Source organism: Neorhizobium galegae, from assembly GCF_017877055.1.
GTDB lineage: Bacteria > Pseudomonadota > Alphaproteobacteria > Rhizobiales > Rhizobiaceae > Neorhizobium > Neorhizobium galegae_D.
This window is the reverse complement of record NZ_JAGIPG010000001.1, coordinates 455,094-473,937: the sequence shown is the minus strand read 5'-3', so window position 1 is coordinate 473,937 and position 18,844 is coordinate 455,094. Positions and strand designations below refer to the sequence as shown.

Below are 18,844 nucleotides of genomic sequence, written 5' to 3'. Positions count from 1 at the left end.
TGCAGCAGACGAAGGTCATATCATTGATTTGGCTAATTATAATTTTTGCTCAGCGAGAGAGCAATTGCTCCGCGGTCGCCTCGTCGGTGATCACACCGTTGATGATATTGCCCTTGAGCGCGGCGGAAATTGCCTGGAGTTTCTTGCGCCCCTGAGCGATTCCGATGACCGCGGAGGTCTCCCGCGAAGGGATCGGCACGCTGGCGACGCGGTCGTTGATGGAATTGGCGAGAAACCGGCCCTCGCTGTCATAGACCCAGCCGCAGATCTCGCCGGCCGCCCCTTCCTGGACGAGCTTCAGCATCTCCTCCTTGCCGAGAAAACCGTCGACGCAGAGCGGGCCGTCTGGCCCAAGTTCCCCGATTCCGACGAAGGTGACGTCGGCCTGGGCCCCAAGCTTCAGCGTCGAGCGCACCAGCACCTGGTCGTGCAGGGTCTCGCGCTCTTCGGCCGAGGAACAGAGAACCGGCAGCGGCATCGGGAAATGCCGCGCCTTGATGGCGTCTGCCATGGAAAAGATGACGTTGTAGAAGGCAGCCGACCCGTCCGGCCCGATATTGCCGGTGAGCGACACGATGCGGTGCTGCGGGCATTCCATCGGCGGCAACTGGTCGACGGCGGCCTTCAGCGTGCGGCCCGTGCCGACCGCAATCACGATCGGATCCGGCCGCTTCAGCCAGCGCTCGATCTCGGCGGCCCCGGCTTCGGCGATCCCGACGGTGCCGGAGACGCCGGCCGGGTCACTCGGCACCACTTCGACATGTTTGAGATCGTATTTTTTGCGCAGCGCCTCGGCGAGTTCCAGGCAGGCGGCAATCGGATGGTCGAGCCGCACCTTGATCAACCGCTCGGCAACCGCCAGCGACACCAGCCGCTGCGCCGACTGCCGCGAAATGCTCATGGCCGCGGCGATCTCGTCCTGGGTGCGCCCGGCGACATAGTAGAGCCAGCCGGCCCGCGCCGCATCATCGAGCCGCCCTTGCGTATCAGACCGTTTTGCCATGGCAGAATTCTCCTCCGCGTGTTGCTGCCATGGTTTCGGATGGTCTGTCAAACGGTCGGAGGAACGGGGGGCAAGCAATGCAGCCTGCGTAATACGGATCGCGGAAAGCGCGTGATATCCGCTCACCTAGGCAACGGACTATCGACGGGCGACAGCAGAAACAATCGACTCTTTCTTTGCTGAAGTCGCTTTTTCAGGTCTTCGCGCACATAGGCTAGCTGCTCTTCGGTCGACAATCCTTCTCGGTCGAACATTTCGAACATAGCGATGTCCTCTGCATCGAGAGGATTGTCCTCGATCGCCTGAGGGGTGCGCTGCCGGATCGTGTCCTTGTCGCGCTCATGAAAGACCGTTTCCTCAATGCCAAAATTAGCAAATCGCCCGGATTTCTGACATCACAAAAATACCAGAAATCCGGGCGACCGGCAAATTCGGCGATCACTGACAGCGCGGAAAGCCTCAAGCCACCTGCACCACATGCCCTGCGGAAACCTCACGGTATTCCCGCTTCGGCGGCACGTAGTTGACCGGGCGGATCGGGCTCTTGATCTCGTCGGTCGACATGTTGCGCTTGATCCGCCGGCGGGACGGATCCGGAACCGGCACGGCCGACATCAGCTTCCTCGTATAGGGATGCTGCGGGTTTTCGAACACCGCTGCCCGCGGACCGATCTCGACGATCTCGCCGAGATACATGACCGCCACCCGGTGGCTGACGCGCTCGACCACCGCCATGTCGTGGGAAATGAACAGGAAGGCGAGGTTCAGGCTCTGCTGCAGATCTAGCAACAGGTTGCAGACCTGCGCCTTGATCGACACGTCGAGCGCCGAGACCGCTTCGTCGGCAACGATGATCTTCGGGTCGAGCATCAGGGCGCGGGCAATCGCGATGCGCTGGCGCTGGCCGCCGGAAAATTCGTGCGGGAAACGCTTCATCATGTCGGCCGAAAGACCGACTTTTTCCATCAGGCTGGCGGCCTTGTCGCGGGCCTGTTGCTTGGTGCCGAGGCTGTGCTCGATATAGGGTTCCATGACCGCGGAACCGACGCTCATGCGCGGGTTCAATGAGGCAAACGGGTCCTGGAAGACCATCTGGATCGACCGGCGCATCTGGCGCAGCGTCGGCTGGTCGAGCTTCATCACCTCATAGCCGTCGAGGGTGACCTCGCCGCTGGTCGGCGTGATCAGGCGGGTGACCGATCGGCCGGTGGTCGACTTGCCGCAGCCCGATTCTCCAACGAGCGACAGCGTCTCGCCCGGGAACAGGTTGAAGGAGACCTTTTCGACGGCGTGCACGGCGCCGGACTTGCGGCCGAACAGGCCGGAGTGGATATCGAAGCGGGTGGTCAGGTCCTTGACGTCCAATATCGGCGTCTTGCCCTTGCCGACCGTGTCGGTCACATCGGCGAGCGGCTGCTGTTCGCCGGTCTTGATATCGACGATCGGGAAACGCAGCGGAAGCTTGCGCTCGCCCATCGAACCGAGCCGCGGCACCGCGGAGAGAAGCGCGCGGGTATAGGGGTGCTGGCCGCGGTGGAAAATGTCGCTGGTCTCGCCCGTCTCGACCGCATCGCCGCGATACATGACGATCGTGCGGTCGGCAACCTCGGCCACCACGCCCATGTCGTGCGTGATGAACAGGACCGACATGCCCTCCTCTTCCTGCAGCACCTTGATGAGATCGAGGATCTGGCCCTGGATCGTCACGTCGAGCGCAGTGGTCGGCTCGTCGGCGATCAGTAGCTTCGGCCTGGCGGCGAGCGCCATGGCGATCATCACGCGCTGGCGCATGCCGCCCGAAAACTGGTGCGGATATTCGTCGAAACGCGAGGAGGCGTTCGGGATGCGCACCTTTTCGAGCAGGCGGATGACCTCGGCCTTCGCATCGGCATTGCTGATATCGGTATGGACGGTCAGCGCCTCGGCGATCTGCTTGCCGATCGGGAAGATCGGGTTGAGCGAGGTCATCGGCTCCTGGAAGATCATCGAGATGTCTTTGCCGCGCACCTGGCGCATCTGCTCTTCCGGCAGCGACAGCAGTTCGCGGCCGTTGAGGAAGACCTGGCCTTCGATCTTGCTCGTATTCTTCGGCAGCAGCCGCATGATCGACAGGGAGGTAACGCTCTTGCCCGAGCCCGATTCGCCGACGATCGCCACCGTCTCGCGCGGCGCCACATCGAACGAGATGTTGCGCACCACGGTGCGCCACTCGTCGTTCACACGAAACGAGGTGGAAAGATTGCGGACAGACAGGACGGGGGTCACCGAACCGCCGCCCTGTTCCATGGAAGTTCCCGAAAGCAGCATGGAGATCTCCTGGTTCAGGCGGCGAGCGCGGTTTCGGCGAGCGTCACCCAATAGCTGACGCCAAAGGGAATTGCCTCGTCGTTGAAGTCGTAGGCAGCGTTGTGGAGGCTGGCGGTATCGCCGTTGCCGATGAAGATGAAGGCGCCTGGGCGCTTTTCCAGCATGTAGGAAAAGTCTTCCGCGCCCATATGCGGCGCCATGCCCGTCTGAACTGCCTTGGGACCGGCGACCTTGGCCGCGATCTCGACTGCAAAATCGGTCTCGTTGTCATGGTTGAAGGTGACCGGATAGCCGCGGCGATACATGATGTCGGCTGTCGCCCCATGGGCGATCGCGGTCGATTGCGCCACTTCGCTCAGGCGTTTCTCGGCGAAATCGCGGGTCTCCGGCAGCAGCGTGCGCACCGTTCCGGTCATCTTCACAAAGGCCGGAATGACATTGCTCGCCTCGCCGCCATGGATCGAGGCGACGGTGACGACGAGCGACTTCAGGGGGTCGGTCTCGCGCGACACGATCGACTGCAGCGCCAGCACGATATGCGAGGAAACAAGGATCGGATCGATGGAATTGTGCGGCTGGGCGGCATGGCTGCCGCGGCCGTGGATGGTGATCTCGAATGTGTCGGCGGCCGCCATGATGCCGCCCTTGCGGGTGGAGAAACTGCCGACTGGAAGCCGTGGCTCGTTGTGCATGCCGTAGACTTGGCGGATGTCGAACTTCTCCATCATGCCGTCGTTGATCATCGCCAGCGCGCCGGCGCCGCCCTCTTCCGCCGGCTGAAAGATCACCGCGATCGAGCCTTTGAAATTGCGGGTCTCGGCAAGATACTGGGCCGCGCCGAGCAGCATGGCGGTGTGGCCGTCATGGCCGCAGGAATGCGCCTTGCCGGGCGTCTTGGAAGCCCAGGGCTTGCCGGAGGTCTCGAGGATCGGCAGCGCGTCCATGTCGGCGCGGAAACCGATCACCGGCCCATCGCCCTGGCTGCCCTTGATGATGCCGACGACGCCGGTCCTGCCGATGCCGGTCTCGACGACGTCGCAACCGAATGCCTTCAACTTCTCGGCGACGAATTTCGAGGTCTCGTGGACGTCATAGAGAAGCTCCGGATTCTCATGCAGATGGCGCCGCCACTCGGCGACCTGATCCTGCATTTCGGCGACGCGATTGATGACGGGCATTACGCAGACCTCATTGTTTTTTTGCTGTTTCCCACACTGGTCGGAGCGGATATTGCGACGCGAAGACACGATTTTGCAAGCTTCAATTTTCCGGCTTGAACGGAAAATAGGCCTATGCTTAGATGGCTCAAAATTTGATCATGCTCGCTAAAAGCGGCAGGATGTAACTTGTTCTTAAGGTAGTTTCGGAGGAGGAACGGACAAGAAATACGCTGCGAAGTCAATAAGTTGAGGAAGGCGACTTCGCAGTCCCGAGGCATAAAAAGCCGGCTTGACCGGCCTGCCCAACCACAACTCATAAGAGAACGACAAGGGGAATAGCAGCATGAAAAACCTCAAACTTCTTCTGGCAGGCACCGTAGCCGCCTTGGCCTTCGCAGGCTCGGCCGCCTATGCGGCCCGCGGCACAGACGGGGATCTGAAGATCCTGTTCTGGCAGGCCGTTTCGACGATGAACCCCTACCTCTCCGGCGGCACCAAGGAAGTCTACGCGTCCTCGATGGTGATCGAGCCGCTCGCCCGCTACGACGAGACGGGCGCGCTTGTGCCGACGCTGGTCACCGAGATTCCGACCGTCGAGAACGGCGGCGTCGCCAAGGACCTGCTCAGCATGACCTGGAAGATCAAGCCAGGCGTCAAGTGGTCGGATGGCACGCCTTTCACGGCCGACGACGTCATCTTCACCTGGAAATACTGCATCGCGCCGGACGGCGGTTGCGCCCAGGCCGCCCAGTACGAGGGCGTCAAGAGCGTCGAGGCTCCCGATCCGCAGACGGTTAAGATCACCTTCACCGAGCCGAAACCGTATCCCTACAGCGCCTTCGTCGGCGCCCAGTCGCCGGTCATCCAGAAGAAGCAGTTCGAAAACTGCGTCGGCGCCAAGGCTCCGGGCTGCACCTCCGCCAATTTCGGCCCGATCGGCACCGGCCCGTTCGTCGTCAAGGAATTCAAGCCGAACGACGTCATCACGCTGACTGCCAACACGAACTACCGCGACGCGGCCAAGCCCGCCTTCGCGACCGTCACCCTCAAGGGCGGCGGTGACGCCGCGTCGGCTGCGCGCGCCGTTCTCGAAACCGGCGAATACGACTATGCCTGGAATATGCAGGTAGAGCCGGAAATCCTCGCCAAGATGGTCGCAGCCGGCAAGGGCAAGCTGGAAACGGCATTCGGCACCCAGGTTGAGCGTATCAACCTCAACCACTACAACGCCGATCCCTCGCTTGGCGCAAAGCGCTCCACCAAGGAAGCCGGCCCGCATCCGTCGCTCTCCGACCCGGCCGTCCGCCGCGCCCTGTCGCTTGCCATCGACCGCAGCATCATCGTCGAAGCCGGTTACGGCGCTGCCGGCAAGGCGACCTGCAACATCGTGCCCGCCCCGGCCGCCGTTGCGTCCACCAAGAACGACAGCTGGTGCCTGAAGCAGGATATCGCAGCAGCCAACAAGCTGCTCGACGATGCCGGCTGGAAGAAAGGTCCGGATGGCATCCGCGCCAAGAACGGCGTCAAGCTCTCCTACCTCTACGCCACCTCCACCAACTCTGTTCGCCAGGCGACCCAGGAACTGGTGAAGGACATGTGGTCGCAGATCGGCGTCGGCGCTGAACTGCGCAATGCCAGCGCCTCTGTCTTCTTCGGCGGCGACCCGGCAAGCCCGGACACCTTCCAGAAGTTCTATGCCGACGTCGAAATGTACACCAACAACTTCGACGGCACCGATCCGGAAAAATATCTGGCGGAATGGCTGTGCGACAAGGTTCCGGGGCCGGCAAACGGCTGGCAGGGTCAGAACATCCCGCGTTACTGCAACCCGGCCTATGACAAGCTGGTCGGCGAGCTCTCGAAGACTGCTGAACTCGACAAGCGCGCCGCACTTGCCAAGCAGCTCAACGACATGCTGACCGAGGAAGGCGCGCATATCCCGCTCGTCCACCGCGGTAGCGTCTCCTCGCATTCCCTCAAGCTCGCCGGCGTGAAGATGAACGCCTGGGATAGCGAGCTGTGGAACATCGCCGACTGGTCGCGCGGGAAGTGATGCCGATCGTCGGGCCTGCCCTTGAGGCAGGCCCGACGTCCGCATTTTCTTCTCCGTGCTAGTCGGGAGACTTCTTGATGTTCACCTACACCTTGCGGCGATTGCTCTTCGCAATCCCGACGCTGCTGATTATCAGCTTCGTTATTTTCGCGCTGCTCGATCTTGCACCCAACGATCCGACCGGCGACCTGCCGTTGACGATCCCGCCGGAGGTTCGCGAACAGATCCGCGCATCGCTCGGCCTCGATCAGCCATTCTTCTTCCGCTACCTCTACTGGCTGCAGCAGTTCTTCATCAACGAACCGCTCAACATCCTCGAACGCATGACCGGTTGGCAGTTCGGCGACGGGAACCGCATGCGGGTGCTTTCCTGGGCGACCAGAAGCCCGGTCGTCGACCTGATTGTCCAGCGCCTGCCCCAGACGCTGTGGGTCGTCGGCCTCGCCTATCTGTTCGGCGTGCTGATCGCCGTTCCGATCGGGGTCATCTCCGCCTACAAGCAGTACTCGATCTTCGACCAGATCGGCACCTTCCTGTCGATGGTCGGTTACTCGGTACCGACCTTCTTTACCGGCGTCCTGCTTGTCGTGATCTTCTCCTCCTACCTGCAGTGGTTCCCGTCGGTCTATGACACCAATCTCGTCGTCAACGACTTCTCGAGCTTCTTTCAGCAGATCAAGCAGATGGCTCTGCCGGTGACAGTCCTGTCGCTCTTCAACGCGTCGCAGATCACCCGCTTCGTGCGGGCCTCGATGCTGGACAACCTGCATCAGGACTATGTGCGCACGGCGCGCGCCAAGGGCGTCAAGGAAAAGTCGGTCCTGCTCGTCCACGTGCTGCGCAACAGCCTGATCCCGGTCGTCACCGTGATCGCGCTCGGCGTCCCGACGATCTTCTCGGGCGCCATCATCACCGAGCAGATCTTTCGCGTGAATGGCCTCGGCCAGCTTCTGATTATCGCCGTCCAGGGGGCCGATATCCCGCTCGTCCAGACCCTGACCTTCATCTTCGCGGTGTTGATCGTGCTCTTCAACCTCATCGCCGACGTGCTTTACGGCATTCTTGACCCGAGGATCCGTTATGACTGATGCGACGCTCACAACCACGCCACCCGCCAAGGCGGCAACCCCCACCCGATCCGCCTTCGCCGACATCTGGCGCCAGTTCCGTGCCCATAGGGGCGGCGTCGTCGGGCTTATCGTCTTTACCTTCATAGTCCTAGCGGTCTTCGTCGGCCCGTATATCCACCGCGTGGCCCCGAACGCCATCAACATCCGCGACAAGAACCAATGGCCGTCCCTGGCTCATCCGTTCGGTACCGACAACCTGGGCAAGGACATGCTTGCCCAGGTGCTCGCCGGCGGCCGCATCTCGCTTGCGGTGGGCATCACGGCCATGCTGCTGGCGCTCTTCCTCGGGACCCTGGTCGGAGTGGTGTCCGGCTATATCCGCAGGCTCGACGGGCCGCTGATGCGCATCACCGACCTGTTCCTGGCCTTGCCGCTGCTGCCGCTGCTGCTCGTCATCCTGATGCTGTTCCGTGATACCTTGCGGGCAGCGTTCGGACCGGAAACCGGCATCTTCATCCTGATCGTCTTCGTGATCGGGATCACCAGCTGGATGCACACCGCCCGCATCGTGCGCGGCGACGTGCTGGCCGTCAAAAGCCAGGAATTCATCCTGGCGGCGAAATCGAGCGGCATGCGGGAATACCGCATCATCCTCAGGCACATCCTGCCGAACGTGCTGAGCTCGATCATGGTTTCCGCGACATTGGGGATCGCCTCGGCGATCATCACCGAATCCGCGCTGAGCTTCCTCGGCCTCGGCTTTCCCTCGGATTTCCCGACCTGGGGACGGCTGTTGTTCGACGGCGCCAACTTCCTCCAGCTAACGCCCTCGCGCGTGCTCTGGCCAGGCCTGGCGATCTCGCTGACCGTCCTCAGCGTCAACTACATGGGCGACGCGATCCGCGACGCGCTCGACCCGAGGGCGCTGAAACACTGACCGCGATTGGCATCCGCGAAAATGGCGGCTTCGGCCGCCATTTTTGTTGGCGGGGGCAGGAACAGGATGGCCGGAGCGTGGTTAGGCCTTCGGCGGGATCGTCCGCCAGCAATCAGGAGGAACACGCAATGAACTGGAATCAGGTCGAAGGAAATTGGGAACAGTTCAAAGGCAAGGTCCAGACCCAGTGGGGCAAGCTCACCGGCGACGATCTGGATAAGATCGCCGGCAACCGCAAGCAGCTCGCCGGCAAGATCCGGGAGCGCTACGGCAAGGCCCAGGAAGACGCCGATCGGGAGGTCGACGACTGGCTTCGCAAGCACTAAATTTTTTTTCGAACGCCCCGGAACTTATTTCCGGGACGCTCGTTCTACCAGTGTTCGAAGGCGACCCCCCGTCCCCCGCCCTACAAAGCCTTCGAACCTACTCTTCAATCCCCCTCGAAGAGACGAACTGGCTCGGCTCCGTCAATCGGAACCGGGCCAGCTCAGTTTTAGGCGGATGGCGGTGAGTGGGCAGTATCGCCGCGATCGAGGGCGGGCTTTTCGCAGCCGTCTTCCGCGAGATCCTAAAAACTGCTCGCTAACGACTGCCGGCTGATCTTCAATCCCCACCGCTTTCAAGCGGGAATACCAGCCGATAGCTGATGCGATCGCTGGAAATGACGTATTGCGCCTTGCCGTTGACCGAAGCCGGCACGACACGTTCCAGGACGGTACTGCCGAAATGCGCCTTCAGGGAGTCCTCGGTGTCTTCGGAGCTCCGGCTGGCATCCAGCACCTCGTCCCAGATCATCTCGAGCGAGTCATGCCCGTTGAGATGCATGCGGGTGCAGGTGACGTTGATGACCCTGCCGCTGCGCAAAAGCGAACCGTGGCTGACAGCATTGACGATCAGCTCGTGCAGCGCCAATCCGATATGCAGCGAGGCGTTTGGCGTCAGAAGAATATTGTCGCCGTGGACGCGCACCAGATGTTTGTTTTCGGGCAGGTATTTTTCCGTCTGCTGCTGCACCAGTTCGAAGAAATAAGCGCCGCGCCAGCTTGAATCGGTGATCAGGTCCTGGCTCTGCGAGAGGGAATACAGCCGCCCCCGGAACTTGTGCAGAAACAGTTCCAGCGAGCCCGAATACCGCGCCGTCTGCAGCGCGATGCTCTGGATGATGGCGAGCAGGTTCTTGGAACGATGACTGACTTCCCGCAGCAGCGCGCGCAGCAGACGCTCGCGATGACGTTCCTCGGAACGGTCGATGATCGTGGTGACGAAATGCAGGCCGCCATTGGAGAATTCAACCGTCTGGACCCGGAACTCGTAGATCTGCTCGGTGCCGATGGTGATCTCGATATGGCCCTTGCGCCCTGCTTCCGTCATGGCCTCCTTGAGGGTCGCGAGCTTTGCCCCGACCTCCTCCCCGAACAGGCTGACATCGGTTGGGGTCCTGACATGCTCGACAGCCCAGATCTCCGGAAGATGGGTCACGAAGAGATAATTTCGGCCGGCGTCCTGGATCATGATGCTGGCGCCGAGATCCACCAGCGCCGGCATGAAGAATTCACGTAACTTGTCATCACTCTGACCAGCCTGCTGCCATGTCAGGGGATGCACCAAATTCCTCACTCCGTCCGCGGGCCAGTTGGGAAGACCGGGCGCCTGCTGAACGCATAGATACCCGCATTTATGAGCATGATTATCCGCCTTTTATAGGACGTCAAACGCGCCGGAACAACCCGACGACCAGCGATATCAGCAGCAACGCGAGAAACAGGAAAAACAGGAGCTGGGCGAGACCGGTTGCCGTTCCTGCAATGCCGCTAAAGCCGAGCGCACCGGTGAAGATCGCCACGAGCAGGCAGACAAGAGCATAATACAACATGGTTTCCCTCTTCGGATGTGCCAGAACGCCCATCTGTTGTATATTGTTCCGGCCTGCCAGCCCGACCGCCGCCGATGGGATCAAGCGGCGGCCCTGACGGCCTCGTTGAAGAACAGCGCCTGGCTGATCAACGCCTTCACCATGTCCGGATTGAACGGCTTGGTGACGAGGAAGGCCGGCTCCGGCCGTTCGCCGGTCAGAAGCCGTTCCGGAAAGGCGGTGATGAAGATCACCGGCACGCTCGACGACTTCAGGATTTCGTTGACCGCGTCGATGCCTGAGCTGCCGTCGGCAAGCTGGATGTCAGCGAGTACCATTTTCGGATGCGAGGACTGGAAGAGCGACACCGCTTCCTTGTGGGTGCGGGCGATGCCCGTGACGCGGTGGCCGAGATCCTGCACCATCTGCTCGATGTCGAGCGCGATCAGCGGCTCGTCCTCGATGATCATGATGTCGGTTGCCACCTGTCGCGAGATTTCGCGGGTTGCGTCGTCGAGCAGGCGGTTCACCTCGGCGGTGCTGACGTCCAGGACTTCGGCGGCCTCCTCAAGGCTGAACCCTTCGACCGAGACCAGCAAGAACGCATGCCGAGACTGAGAAGGAAGCATCGAGAGATTGGCCGCCGCGCGCTGCTCCCAGGCGAACGGCGATTCGATGGGGCGAATCTCAATGTTCGTGGAACCAAAAATTGTAACAAAGAGTTTATAGAGCGAGACACGGTCCTTGGACGTTTCGGGGAATATCGAAACGTCTGCGATCAACGCTTCCAGGACCGCGGCGACATAAGCGTCTCCCGAAGTCTGTGACCCGGTGACGGCGCGAGCATACCGACGCAGATATGGAAGGTGAGACGCAACGCGTGTGGTGAGTGACATACAAAATCTCCCTCGATGCCCAGCGGGCAATTGACCTGTTATGAACGTGAGCCTGGAAAAAAAGTTCCGCAAGAGTGGAACTTTTTTTGCCGCCAGGAATTCCTTTGCCCGACGATATCGCAACAGGCTGCCCGCGTGATGAGTGACGACAACAGAAAAAAAGAAGAGATGACAGAAATCCAATCCCACGAAGTCCGACCCGGAGCGGTGCCGCCGAATGCATCCATATCCCGCAAGTTACGGGACTTCTACGACGCGGTACAGGAAGAAGGGATTCCGGATCGTTTTCTCGATCTTCTTGAGCGTCTGGAGCAGGCGGAGAAGAATGCCAAGCCGGTGAACGCAAAATGAGCAAGGAAGACGAGATCGACGATCGCGGCTTCAAGCGCGACCTTCTCGCGTCGCTGCCCAACCTGCGTGCATTTGCCGTATCCCTGACAGGCCGGCACGACAAGGCGGACGACCTTGTTCAGGATACGATCATGAAAGCCTGGGCAAACCAGACCAGCTTCACCGCCGGTACCAATATGCGGGCGTGGCTGTTCACCATCCTGCGCAACGAATTCTACAGCCAGATGCGCAAGCGCGGGCGCGAGGTTCAGGATAGCGACGGCCTTTTCAGCGAGCGGTTTTCTGTCCATCCGGAACAGTACGGCCGACTTGACCTGCAGGATTTCCGCAAGGCCTTGGACAAGCTGCCCGACGATCAGCGCGAAGCGATCATCCTGGTGGGTGCTGCCGGTTTCGCCTATGAGGAGGCGGCTGCCATCTGCGGCTGCGCCGTCGGCACCATCAAGAGCCGTGTTTCCCGCGCCCGCACCCGCCTCCAGGAACTGCTTGGCGTCTCCGGCGAGGGCGACTACGGCCCGGACGCAGGCGACGCTGCGATCACCTCGCGCGCCTTCGGCAGCTGATCCTCTAAACTCCAAACTCAGGAAACGCCGCTCACAGCCGGGCGGCGTTTTTGACGGCCTCGACGAGGTGGTGGTCGTTGAACGGCTTGGCGACGACGGTTACTCCGTCCCAGCCCTTCACACCCTCCATGTCCGCAGCACTGAGCGTGGTGAAAACCAGCCCCGCCCCGCAGGCTCGCAATCGAAGCGCGGCATCCTCGCTCTCCTCACGGACCAGGGCTGAATCGATGACTACAACGTCGAACAGGCCTTGCTCCAGGTCTACCGCATAGGTGCGCGGCGTTGCGACCTTAACCTCGCAGGAAAACGCCTCGGCGAGCACGGTCTCCACTTCCATGGCCACCAGAAATTCCCGATCGACAACGAGGATTCGCAACAACAAGGTCCGCCCAAATTTCCACAACGAAATTCGGCTAGATCATCGAGAGAGCGCGTGGTCATTTACAAAAGACACAGGGCGGTCGCAAACAGCCCACTATTGTTCGCGGCAGCCTTTTTTCATGGAGAGCAGGCCTTGGCAGATCGCAGAGTGCGACCGCCCGCATAAAGGCAGGCGACCGTTGAGATCGCGGTGACAAGATTTGCTTACTCGGCCGGCTCGGAATCGCGCCGACCCGAAGCGCCCAGGGTCTTTGTTGCGAGGAAACCAAGGCCGCCGACCACCGCGACGAGCAATAGCGGGCGGGATTTGACGAGCAGGGGCAATGCCGTCAGAGCAGCCGTCATCATCAGCGCCTTGGAACTGTTGGAGGCTGCGGCCTCCCGTTTGCGGCGCTGTTCGGCGCCGTTGGCGATCGCGACGCAGAGATATACAACGAACGCCAGCACAAGCGCGCCGCCGGCCACTGCCACCAGCGCCATCGGCGCTCCCCATATGCCGGCCAGGTAGACTGCGAGCGCCGCCACTAGCAGCCCATAGGCGGTCAGCAGGAAAAGCAGCACGAGGGCGTAGAGAAACGCGTTTCTTTTGAGCCTGCGCGTGAACGCCGCGACATCCATCGCGGCGAGCGAAGCCAACAGGGGACCAAGTCCTGCCATCATCAGCGGCGCGTCAGCAGCGCGAAGAGGAAGCCGACGCCGGCGGCGATGGCGACGGCCTGGATAGGGTTGGTGCGAATCTGGCGCTCCAGGTCCCTTTCCATCGACAACGCCTGATCGCGCGCAGCTTCTACCATCTGCATCGAGGCGTCGGCGGCGTCGTTGGCAACACGACGAGCCTTGCCCTTGTATTCGCTGGCCTTCTCATTGCCCACGGCAGCAACGCTGCGGGTAAGCGCTGCGATATCATCGCGAAGCTGCTGGATCTGGGCTTCGACATCCTTGCTGGCTGACGAAGTCTGGCCGGTGCCGGTGCCATTGCGGGCGAAGTCGGTCGTGGGATTGGCTGCGGGCATATCGATCTCCTGTTTTGCGGACCTTAGAGGATGCGCGCCGTGGAAGGCTTTGCGCGGAATCAAACGGCGTCGGAAAACGTGAAACGGGATCGGTCTTCCCCAGCGAGCGACGCACGCCACCCGCTTCACGGTTCTTTGCCGCCGTTGAACGCAGCAAAAGCGCGATTGTTCCCCAGCACGGTCGCACCGACGCAGAAATCGCCCGAAAGATTTGGAAAACTCAGGCGGCCGGCGGCTCCGGCCAGACGGAGATGCCGCCGGTCCATTGCTCGAAGGCCCTGGAGAGTTTCAGCACGAGCAGATCGTCGTAGCGCGGGCCGACGATCTGCAGGCCGATCGGCATGCCGGATTTCGAGAAACCGCAATTGATCGACGAGGCCGGCTGTTCCGACATGTTCCACGGCACGGTGAAGCCGATATGCTCGAAAGGTTTGGCGGGATCGTTGGTCGGCGACGCCCATTCCGCCGGATAGGAAACGATCGGATTGGTCGGCGAGATCACCGCATCGACGGTTGTGAACAGCTTTCCGCAGGCCTTGCGCATCTCGATCGTCTGGTTGAAGCCGCGCACCGCCTCGACGCCGGAAATGTAAGTGCCGCCTTCCGCCCACTGATAGATATAGGGCAGGATCAGCGCCCGCCGCTCCTCCGGCATCTTCTCGATGTCGCCCCAGAACCGCGAGCGCCAGAAATTGTCGAGACCGTCGAGCATGACGCGGGTCATGACCGGTTCGACCGGAATAACGATCGCGCCCGCCTCTTCGAAGCGTCTGGCGGCGGCCACGACCGCCTCGCGGACCTCCTCATCGACGGCAAGGCCGATGCCGGCATCGAGCATCAGGCCGATCTTCATGCCCTTCACGTCGATATCGAAATCCAGCCAGTCGAAATCGTTGGGCGGCAGCGAGGTGCCATCGCGCCAGTCGGGCCGCGACAGCGTCGCCATCGAATAGGCGGCATCCTCGACCGTGCGGGTCATCGGCCCGGCGCAGCGGCCGACATAATAGGGATCGACCGGAATGCGGCCCTGGCTCGGCTTGAAGCCGAACAGCCCGGTCCAGCCGGCCGGTAGGCGTACCGAACCACCGATATCCGTGCCGATATGCAAGGGGCCGAAACCCGCGGCACCGGCAGCAGACGCGCCGGCGCTCGAACCGCCGGGGTTCTGGGTCAGGTCCCAAGGGTTGCGGCTGAGGTGGTGAAAGCTCGACAGGCCGGAGGAGAGCATGCCGTAGTCCGGGCATGTGGTCTTAGCAAAAATCACCGCACCGTCCTCGCGGCAGCGGGCGGCGATCGGGGCATCCTCTGCGGCCGGCACCAGTTCGACTGCAGCGGTCCCGAGTGGCACCGGCTGGCCCTTGGTGGCGATCAGTTCCTTCAGCGTTACCGGAATGCCGTCCAGTACGCCCAACGTCTCGCCTTTCATCCAGCGGTTGGTGGACGCAGCAGCCTGCGCCCGGGCGCTTTCGGGATCGTAGAGATAGAGTGCCTGCACACGCGGTTCGAAGGCAGCCACGCGATCTTCCACCGCCAGCCAGTATTCCGAGGGCGACAGTTCTTTCACCGAATAGAGATCGAGCAGTTCGCGGATCGTCAGTTTGAGCAGGTCATTCATGGCAATATCTTCATTTCGAAATCAGGAATTGTCGCGGGGATCGAGAAGGTCTCGCAGGCCGTCACCGAGCATATTGAGGCCGAGCACGGCAAGCGCGATCGCAAGCCCCGGCATCAGCGCCAGCCACGGCGCCTGGCCGAGGAAGGTCTGAGCATCCGCCAGCATCCGCCCCCAGGTCGGCGTCGGCGGCGGCATGCCGAGGCCGAGGAAGGAGAGGCCGGCTTCGGTCAGGATCGCGAGACCAAGCTGGATCGTTATTTGCACTATAATCTGGTTGGAAATGTTCGGCAGCACATGCACGAGCGTGATCTTGGCTTTCGGCCGGCCCATGCTGACGGCGGCAGTGACATAGTCCCGCGTCCAGACCTGCAGGGCGGCGCCGAGCGAGAGCCGCGCGAAGACCGGCACCATGAACACGCCGATGGCGATGATCGCCGTGAACCGGCCCGATCCGATGAAGGCGCCGAGCATCATCGCCGACAGGATTGGCGGAACCGCGAAGATGATGTCGCAGCCGCGCATGACGACAAGTTCCAGCCAGCCTCGCCGCATGGCGACGACGACGCCGACGGCCGTGCCGACGCTTGCGCCGAGAAGCACGGCGAGGATGGAAGTCGACAGCGAATTCCAGGCCCCGACCATCAGCATCGATGCGACGTCGCGACCAAACTGGTCGGTGCCGAGGAGACCGAAATCGAGTGGTGCCTTCAGCTTGTGGACGATGTTCATCTTGGTCGGCGGAAACGGCGTCCAGACGAGCGACAGCAGCGCCACTGCAAACAGCGCCAGCGTGATGACAAACCCGATGAGGAGGACGGGGCGGCGAAGGGTTTTCCTCATTGCACCCGACCTCATTGTGCATTGGCCCTGAGGCGCGGGTCGACGACCAGATAGGCGAGATCGACCAGGAAATTCATCAGGATCACCAGGGCCGAGAAGAACAGCACGACATCCTGCATGACGATGATGTCGCGCTGCGACAGCGCCTGATAGGCAAGCCGCCCGAGGCCAGGCAGGTTGAAGACGTTCTCGACCAAAACCGCGCCTGCGATCAGGAAGGTGAACTGCAGACCGAGCATGGTGAAGACCGGAACCAGCGCGTTCGGCACCGCATGCCGCCAGATGGCGACACCCTCGCTCAGGCCCTTCGCGCGGGCAGTACGCACGAAATCCTCGTTCATCACCTCCAGAACCGCGGCCCGCGCCACGCGCGTCAGCACGCCGGCCTGCGGCAGGGCGAGTGCCACGGCCGGCAGGAGGAGCGCCTTGAGGCCGGCAAGAAGCCCCGCGTCCCAGCCGGGAAACCCGCCGGCCGGCATCCAGCCCAGCATGGTCGAGAACAGGATGATCAGCAGCAGCCCGACCCAGAAGGCCGGCACCGCAATGCTGACATAGGAGAACAGGCCGGCTGCGAAATCAAAGACACCGTTATGCTTGCGCGCCGCCTGAACGCCGAGGGGAATGGCGATCGTCACCGAGAGAAAGATAGCAATCAGCGCCAGCGGCAGGGTGACGGCGAGCCGTTCGCCGATCAACCCCGCGACCGGCACGCCATAGGTATAGGACTGCCCGAGATCGCCCCGGAACACGCCGGCAAGCCAGGCGAGGTAACGCACCGGCAGCGGCTGGTCGAGACCCAACTGCTTCTGGAGCGCCGCGAGCGTTTCCGGGCTCGCCGAAGTGCCGAGCATGATCGCCGCCGGATCGCCCGGTAGCAGGTCCATGACGGTGAAGATCAGCAGCGAGACGACGAGCAGCGTGATGGCGAGGCTTAAGGTTCGGCGGATGAGAATGGAGATCATGGGGAGACCTCCTGATTTTGAACGATCCTCTTTCCTGTGCTTGTCATAGCGACGAGGGTACGGGAAGCGGTGCGGCAAGCTTCCACCGATCTCCCCCCTCGAGGGGGAGATGTCACTGAAGGCGACAGAGGGGGGTAGCAACGGCACGGCAAACACAATGGCTCAAGAACATGCTGAGAGGTTACCCCCCTCTGCCCTGCCAGGCATCTCCCCCCAAAAGGGGGAGATCGATATGCCGCCCGCACCCCACTCCAACTCATCGCTTAGACTTCACTCTTCCCAATGAACATCTGTGAGCACGTTCGAGGGGATCGGCTCGTTTTCCCAAAGCCCCTTCACCTTGCCGTCCCACACACCGAGCTTCGGCATGACGAACAGGAACAGCGACGGCACGTCACCGGCGAGGATGGTCTGTGCTTCGCCGTAGAGCTTTTCCTGCTCGGCGGCATCGGAGGTCATCTCGACCTTTTTCAGCACGTCGTTGAAGGCCGGGTTCTTGTAGTTGAAGTAGTAGGGATCGCGGGAATAGATGTCGATGTCCATCGGTTCTGCGTGGGCGACGATGGTCATGTCGTAGTCGGCCGCCTTCAGCACGTCGGCCACCCATTTCGCCGGGAATTCGGTGGTCTCGATATTCATCGTCACGCCGATTTCCGCAAACATCGCCTGCAGCACCTGCGAGGTGCGCTGCGCATAGGCCATCTGCGGGGCCTTGATGGTGAAGGTGAAGCCGTTCGGGAAGCCGGCCTCGGCGAGCAGCGCCTTCGCCTTTGCGGCATCGTACGGATAGACGCCGGTCAGGTCCTTGTAGCCGCGGTCGTTCGGCGTGTAGTGGCTGCCGATCGGCGTGCCGAATCCGGACCATGCACCCTCGACGACGGTGGCGCGATCGACGGCCATCATCAGGGCCTGGCGGACCTTCTTGTCGCTGAACGGCTTGCGGGTATTGTTCATGCCCGCGACGACCTTGAGCTCGGTATTGCCGATAACGGTCGTCAGCCGCTTGTCGCCCTCGAAGGACTTGATCAGTTCGGGCGCCCCGAATTCCGGGAAGGCATCGACGTCGCCGGCCTTCAGCGCCGCGGCCTGGGCCTGGGGGTCGCTGATGAAACGGAAGGCGGCTGTGGCGAGCTTCAGCGAGACGGCCTTGTTCCAGTAGTCGGCATTCTTGGCGAGATCGACCTTGGAGCCTTTCGACCAGCTCACGAACTTGAACGGGCCGGTGCCGATCGGGGTGGTCTTGTTGTCGGCAGCCGACTTCGGCTCGACGATGCTGGAGGACGGCCAGCCGAGCCAGTAAAGCAGGCTGCCGGCCGGCTGCTTGAGCTTCAGGACGAGCGTCGAGGCATCCGGTGTCTCGACCGTGTCGATCGAGGCGAAATAACGCTTCTGCGGGTTGACCGAGTCGGCGCCTCGGGCGCGGTCGATCGAAAACTTGGCGACAGAACTGTCGAAGGCAACGCCATTATGGAACTTGACCCCCTGGCGGAGCTTGAACGTGTAGGTCAGGCCATCCGGCGAGATCTGCCAGCTTTCGGCAAGCTGCGGCTTGATCTTGCCGTCCTTGTCGATGGTCGTCAAACCCTCGAAAATGTTCTGCCAGGTCACCTGGCCGATCGCGACCGGTGCTGCGACCGTGGGATCGAGGCCAGCCGGCTCGATTGCCATCCCGACTGTGATCGCGGTCTTCGCCGCCGCCTCGGCGCCTGTCTGGCCCAAAAGCAGGCCCGCGCTGATCGCAAGGCCAAAAGCTGCACTCTTCAATATCGTAGCAGAGCCCAAAAGCGTCATCCTGCCCATCCGTCATCCCCTTTTTTTGGAACGAGACCCGCCTGATCGGC

General features: G+C 61.9%; 19 protein-coding genes. 6 read left to right on the top strand and 13 right to left on the bottom strand.

Annotation, left to right across the window (positions count from 1 at the left end; genetic code table 11):
- Positions 1-49: 49 nt before the first annotated feature.
- The 3 genes from J2857_RS01990 to J2857_RS01980 form a co-directional block, all read right to left on the bottom strand.
- On the bottom strand, positions 50-1,003 hold the full coding sequence (locus J2857_RS01990; protein WP_210008304.1) for a sugar-binding transcriptional regulator: 954 nt from the start codon (positions 1,001-1,003) through the stop codon (positions 50-52).
- Positions 1,004-1,462: 459 nt separating this feature from the next.
- Positions 1,463-3,310, bottom strand: coding sequence for an ABC transporter ATP-binding protein (locus tag J2857_RS01985; protein ID WP_210008303.1), 1,848 nt, complete (start codon positions 3,308-3,310; stop codon positions 1,463-1,465).
- A gap of 14 nt (positions 3,311-3,324) precedes the next feature.
- The gene (locus J2857_RS01980; protein WP_210008302.1) at positions 3,325-4,488 is read right to left on the bottom strand and encodes a M20 aminoacylase family protein; all 1,164 of its coding nucleotides are present in this window, start codon (positions 4,486-4,488) and stop codon (positions 3,325-3,327) included.
- 325 nt (positions 4,489-4,813) lie between these two features.
- On the opposite strand from J2857_RS01980, the gene J2857_RS01975 reads away from it, so the two are divergent.
- The 4 genes from J2857_RS01975 to J2857_RS01960 all read left to right on the top strand — a co-directional run bounded on the left by J2857_RS01975 (position 4,814) and on the right by J2857_RS01960 (position 8,856).
- Positions 4,814-6,523: a peptide ABC transporter substrate-binding protein gene (locus J2857_RS01975; protein WP_210008301.1), complete on the top strand. Its 1,710-nt coding sequence runs from the start codon at positions 4,814-4,816 to the stop codon at positions 6,521-6,523.
- Between the two features lie 77 nt (positions 6,524-6,600).
- Positions 6,601-7,611, top strand: a complete 1,011-nt coding sequence (locus J2857_RS01970; RefSeq protein ID WP_210008300.1) for an ABC transporter permease — start codon at positions 6,601-6,603, stop codon at positions 7,609-7,611.
- Positions 7,604-8,530 carry an ABC transporter permease gene (locus J2857_RS01965; RefSeq protein WP_210008299.1) on the top strand — a complete coding sequence of 309 codons (927 nt, stop codon included), beginning with the start codon at positions 7,604-7,606 and terminating at the stop codon, positions 8,528-8,530. Before J2857_RS01970 ends, J2857_RS01965 begins: the two co-directional genes overlap by 8 nt.
- Positions 8,531-8,658: 128 nt before the next feature.
- Positions 8,659-8,856: a CsbD family protein gene (locus tag J2857_RS01960; protein WP_210008298.1), complete on the top strand. Its 198-nt coding sequence runs from the start codon at positions 8,659-8,661 to the stop codon at positions 8,854-8,856.
- A gap of 277 nt (positions 8,857-9,133) precedes the next feature.
- Here the strand turns inward: J2857_RS01960 and J2857_RS01955 are convergent, their stop codons facing one another.
- The 3 genes from J2857_RS01955 to J2857_RS01945 form a co-directional block, all read right to left on the bottom strand.
- On the bottom strand, positions 9,134-10,135 hold the full coding sequence (locus J2857_RS01955) for a sensor histidine kinase (RefSeq protein WP_210008297.1): 1,002 nt from the start codon (positions 10,133-10,135) through the stop codon (positions 9,134-9,136).
- A gap of 103 nt (positions 10,136-10,238) precedes the next feature.
- The gene (locus J2857_RS01950; RefSeq protein WP_007758228.1) at positions 10,239-10,403 is read right to left on the bottom strand and encodes a DUF1328 domain-containing protein; all 165 of its coding nucleotides are present in this window, start codon (positions 10,401-10,403) and stop codon (positions 10,239-10,241) included.
- A gap of 80 nt (positions 10,404-10,483) precedes the next feature.
- A complete protein-coding gene (locus tag J2857_RS01945) occupies positions 10,484-11,278 on the bottom strand; it encodes a response regulator (RefSeq protein WP_210008296.1) in 795 nt (264 codons plus the stop codon).
- Between the two features lie 168 nt (positions 11,279-11,446).
- Between J2857_RS01945 and J2857_RS01940 the strand changes: the two genes are divergently transcribed.
- Positions 11,447-11,629: a NepR family anti-sigma factor gene (locus J2857_RS01940; protein WP_210009995.1), complete on the top strand. Its 183-nt coding sequence runs from the start codon at positions 11,447-11,449 to the stop codon at positions 11,627-11,629.
- Entirely contained in the window at positions 11,626-12,192 is a 567-nt protein-coding gene (locus J2857_RS01935; protein WP_037077490.1) for an RNA polymerase sigma factor, read from the top strand. The genes J2857_RS01940 and J2857_RS01935 overlap by 4 nt, the downstream gene beginning before the upstream one ends.
- A gap of 31 nt (positions 12,193-12,223) precedes the next feature.
- On the opposite strand, the gene J2857_RS01930 is transcribed toward J2857_RS01935, so the two are convergent.
- The 7 genes from J2857_RS01930 to J2857_RS01900 form a co-directional block, all read right to left on the bottom strand.
- On the bottom strand, positions 12,224-12,568 hold the full coding sequence (locus J2857_RS01930; RefSeq protein WP_210008295.1) for a hypothetical protein: 345 nt from the start codon (positions 12,566-12,568) through the stop codon (positions 12,224-12,226).
- A gap of 209 nt (positions 12,569-12,777) precedes the next feature.
- Positions 12,778-13,209 carry a hypothetical protein gene (locus J2857_RS01925; RefSeq protein ID WP_210008294.1) on the bottom strand — a complete coding sequence of 144 codons (432 nt, stop codon included), beginning with the start codon at positions 13,207-13,209 and terminating at the stop codon, positions 12,778-12,780.
- A 23-nt stretch (positions 13,210-13,232) separates the two neighbouring features.
- A complete protein-coding gene (locus tag J2857_RS01920; RefSeq protein WP_210008293.1) occupies positions 13,233-13,586 on the bottom strand; it encodes a DUF883 family protein in 354 nt (117 codons plus the stop codon).
- A gap of 220 nt (positions 13,587-13,806) precedes the next feature.
- Positions 13,807-15,201: an amidase gene (locus J2857_RS01915; protein WP_210008292.1), complete on the bottom strand. Its 1,395-nt coding sequence runs from the start codon at positions 15,199-15,201 to the stop codon at positions 13,807-13,809.
- 21 nt (positions 15,202-15,222) lie between these two features.
- Entirely contained in the window at positions 15,223-16,041 is an 819-nt protein-coding gene (locus tag J2857_RS01910; protein WP_210008291.1) for an ABC transporter permease, read from the bottom strand.
- 11 nt (positions 16,042-16,052) lie between these two features.
- Complete coding sequence (locus tag J2857_RS01905) at positions 16,053-17,003, bottom strand: ABC transporter permease (RefSeq protein WP_210008290.1); 951 nt, start codon at positions 17,001-17,003, stop codon at positions 16,053-16,055.
- Between the two features lie 270 nt (positions 17,004-17,273).
- Positions 17,274-18,803 (bottom strand): ABC transporter substrate-binding protein, encoded by a 1,530-nt coding sequence (locus tag J2857_RS01900; RefSeq protein WP_210008289.1) that lies wholly within the window; start codon positions 18,801-18,803, stop codon positions 17,274-17,276.
- Between the last annotated feature and the right edge of the window lie 41 nt (positions 18,804-18,844).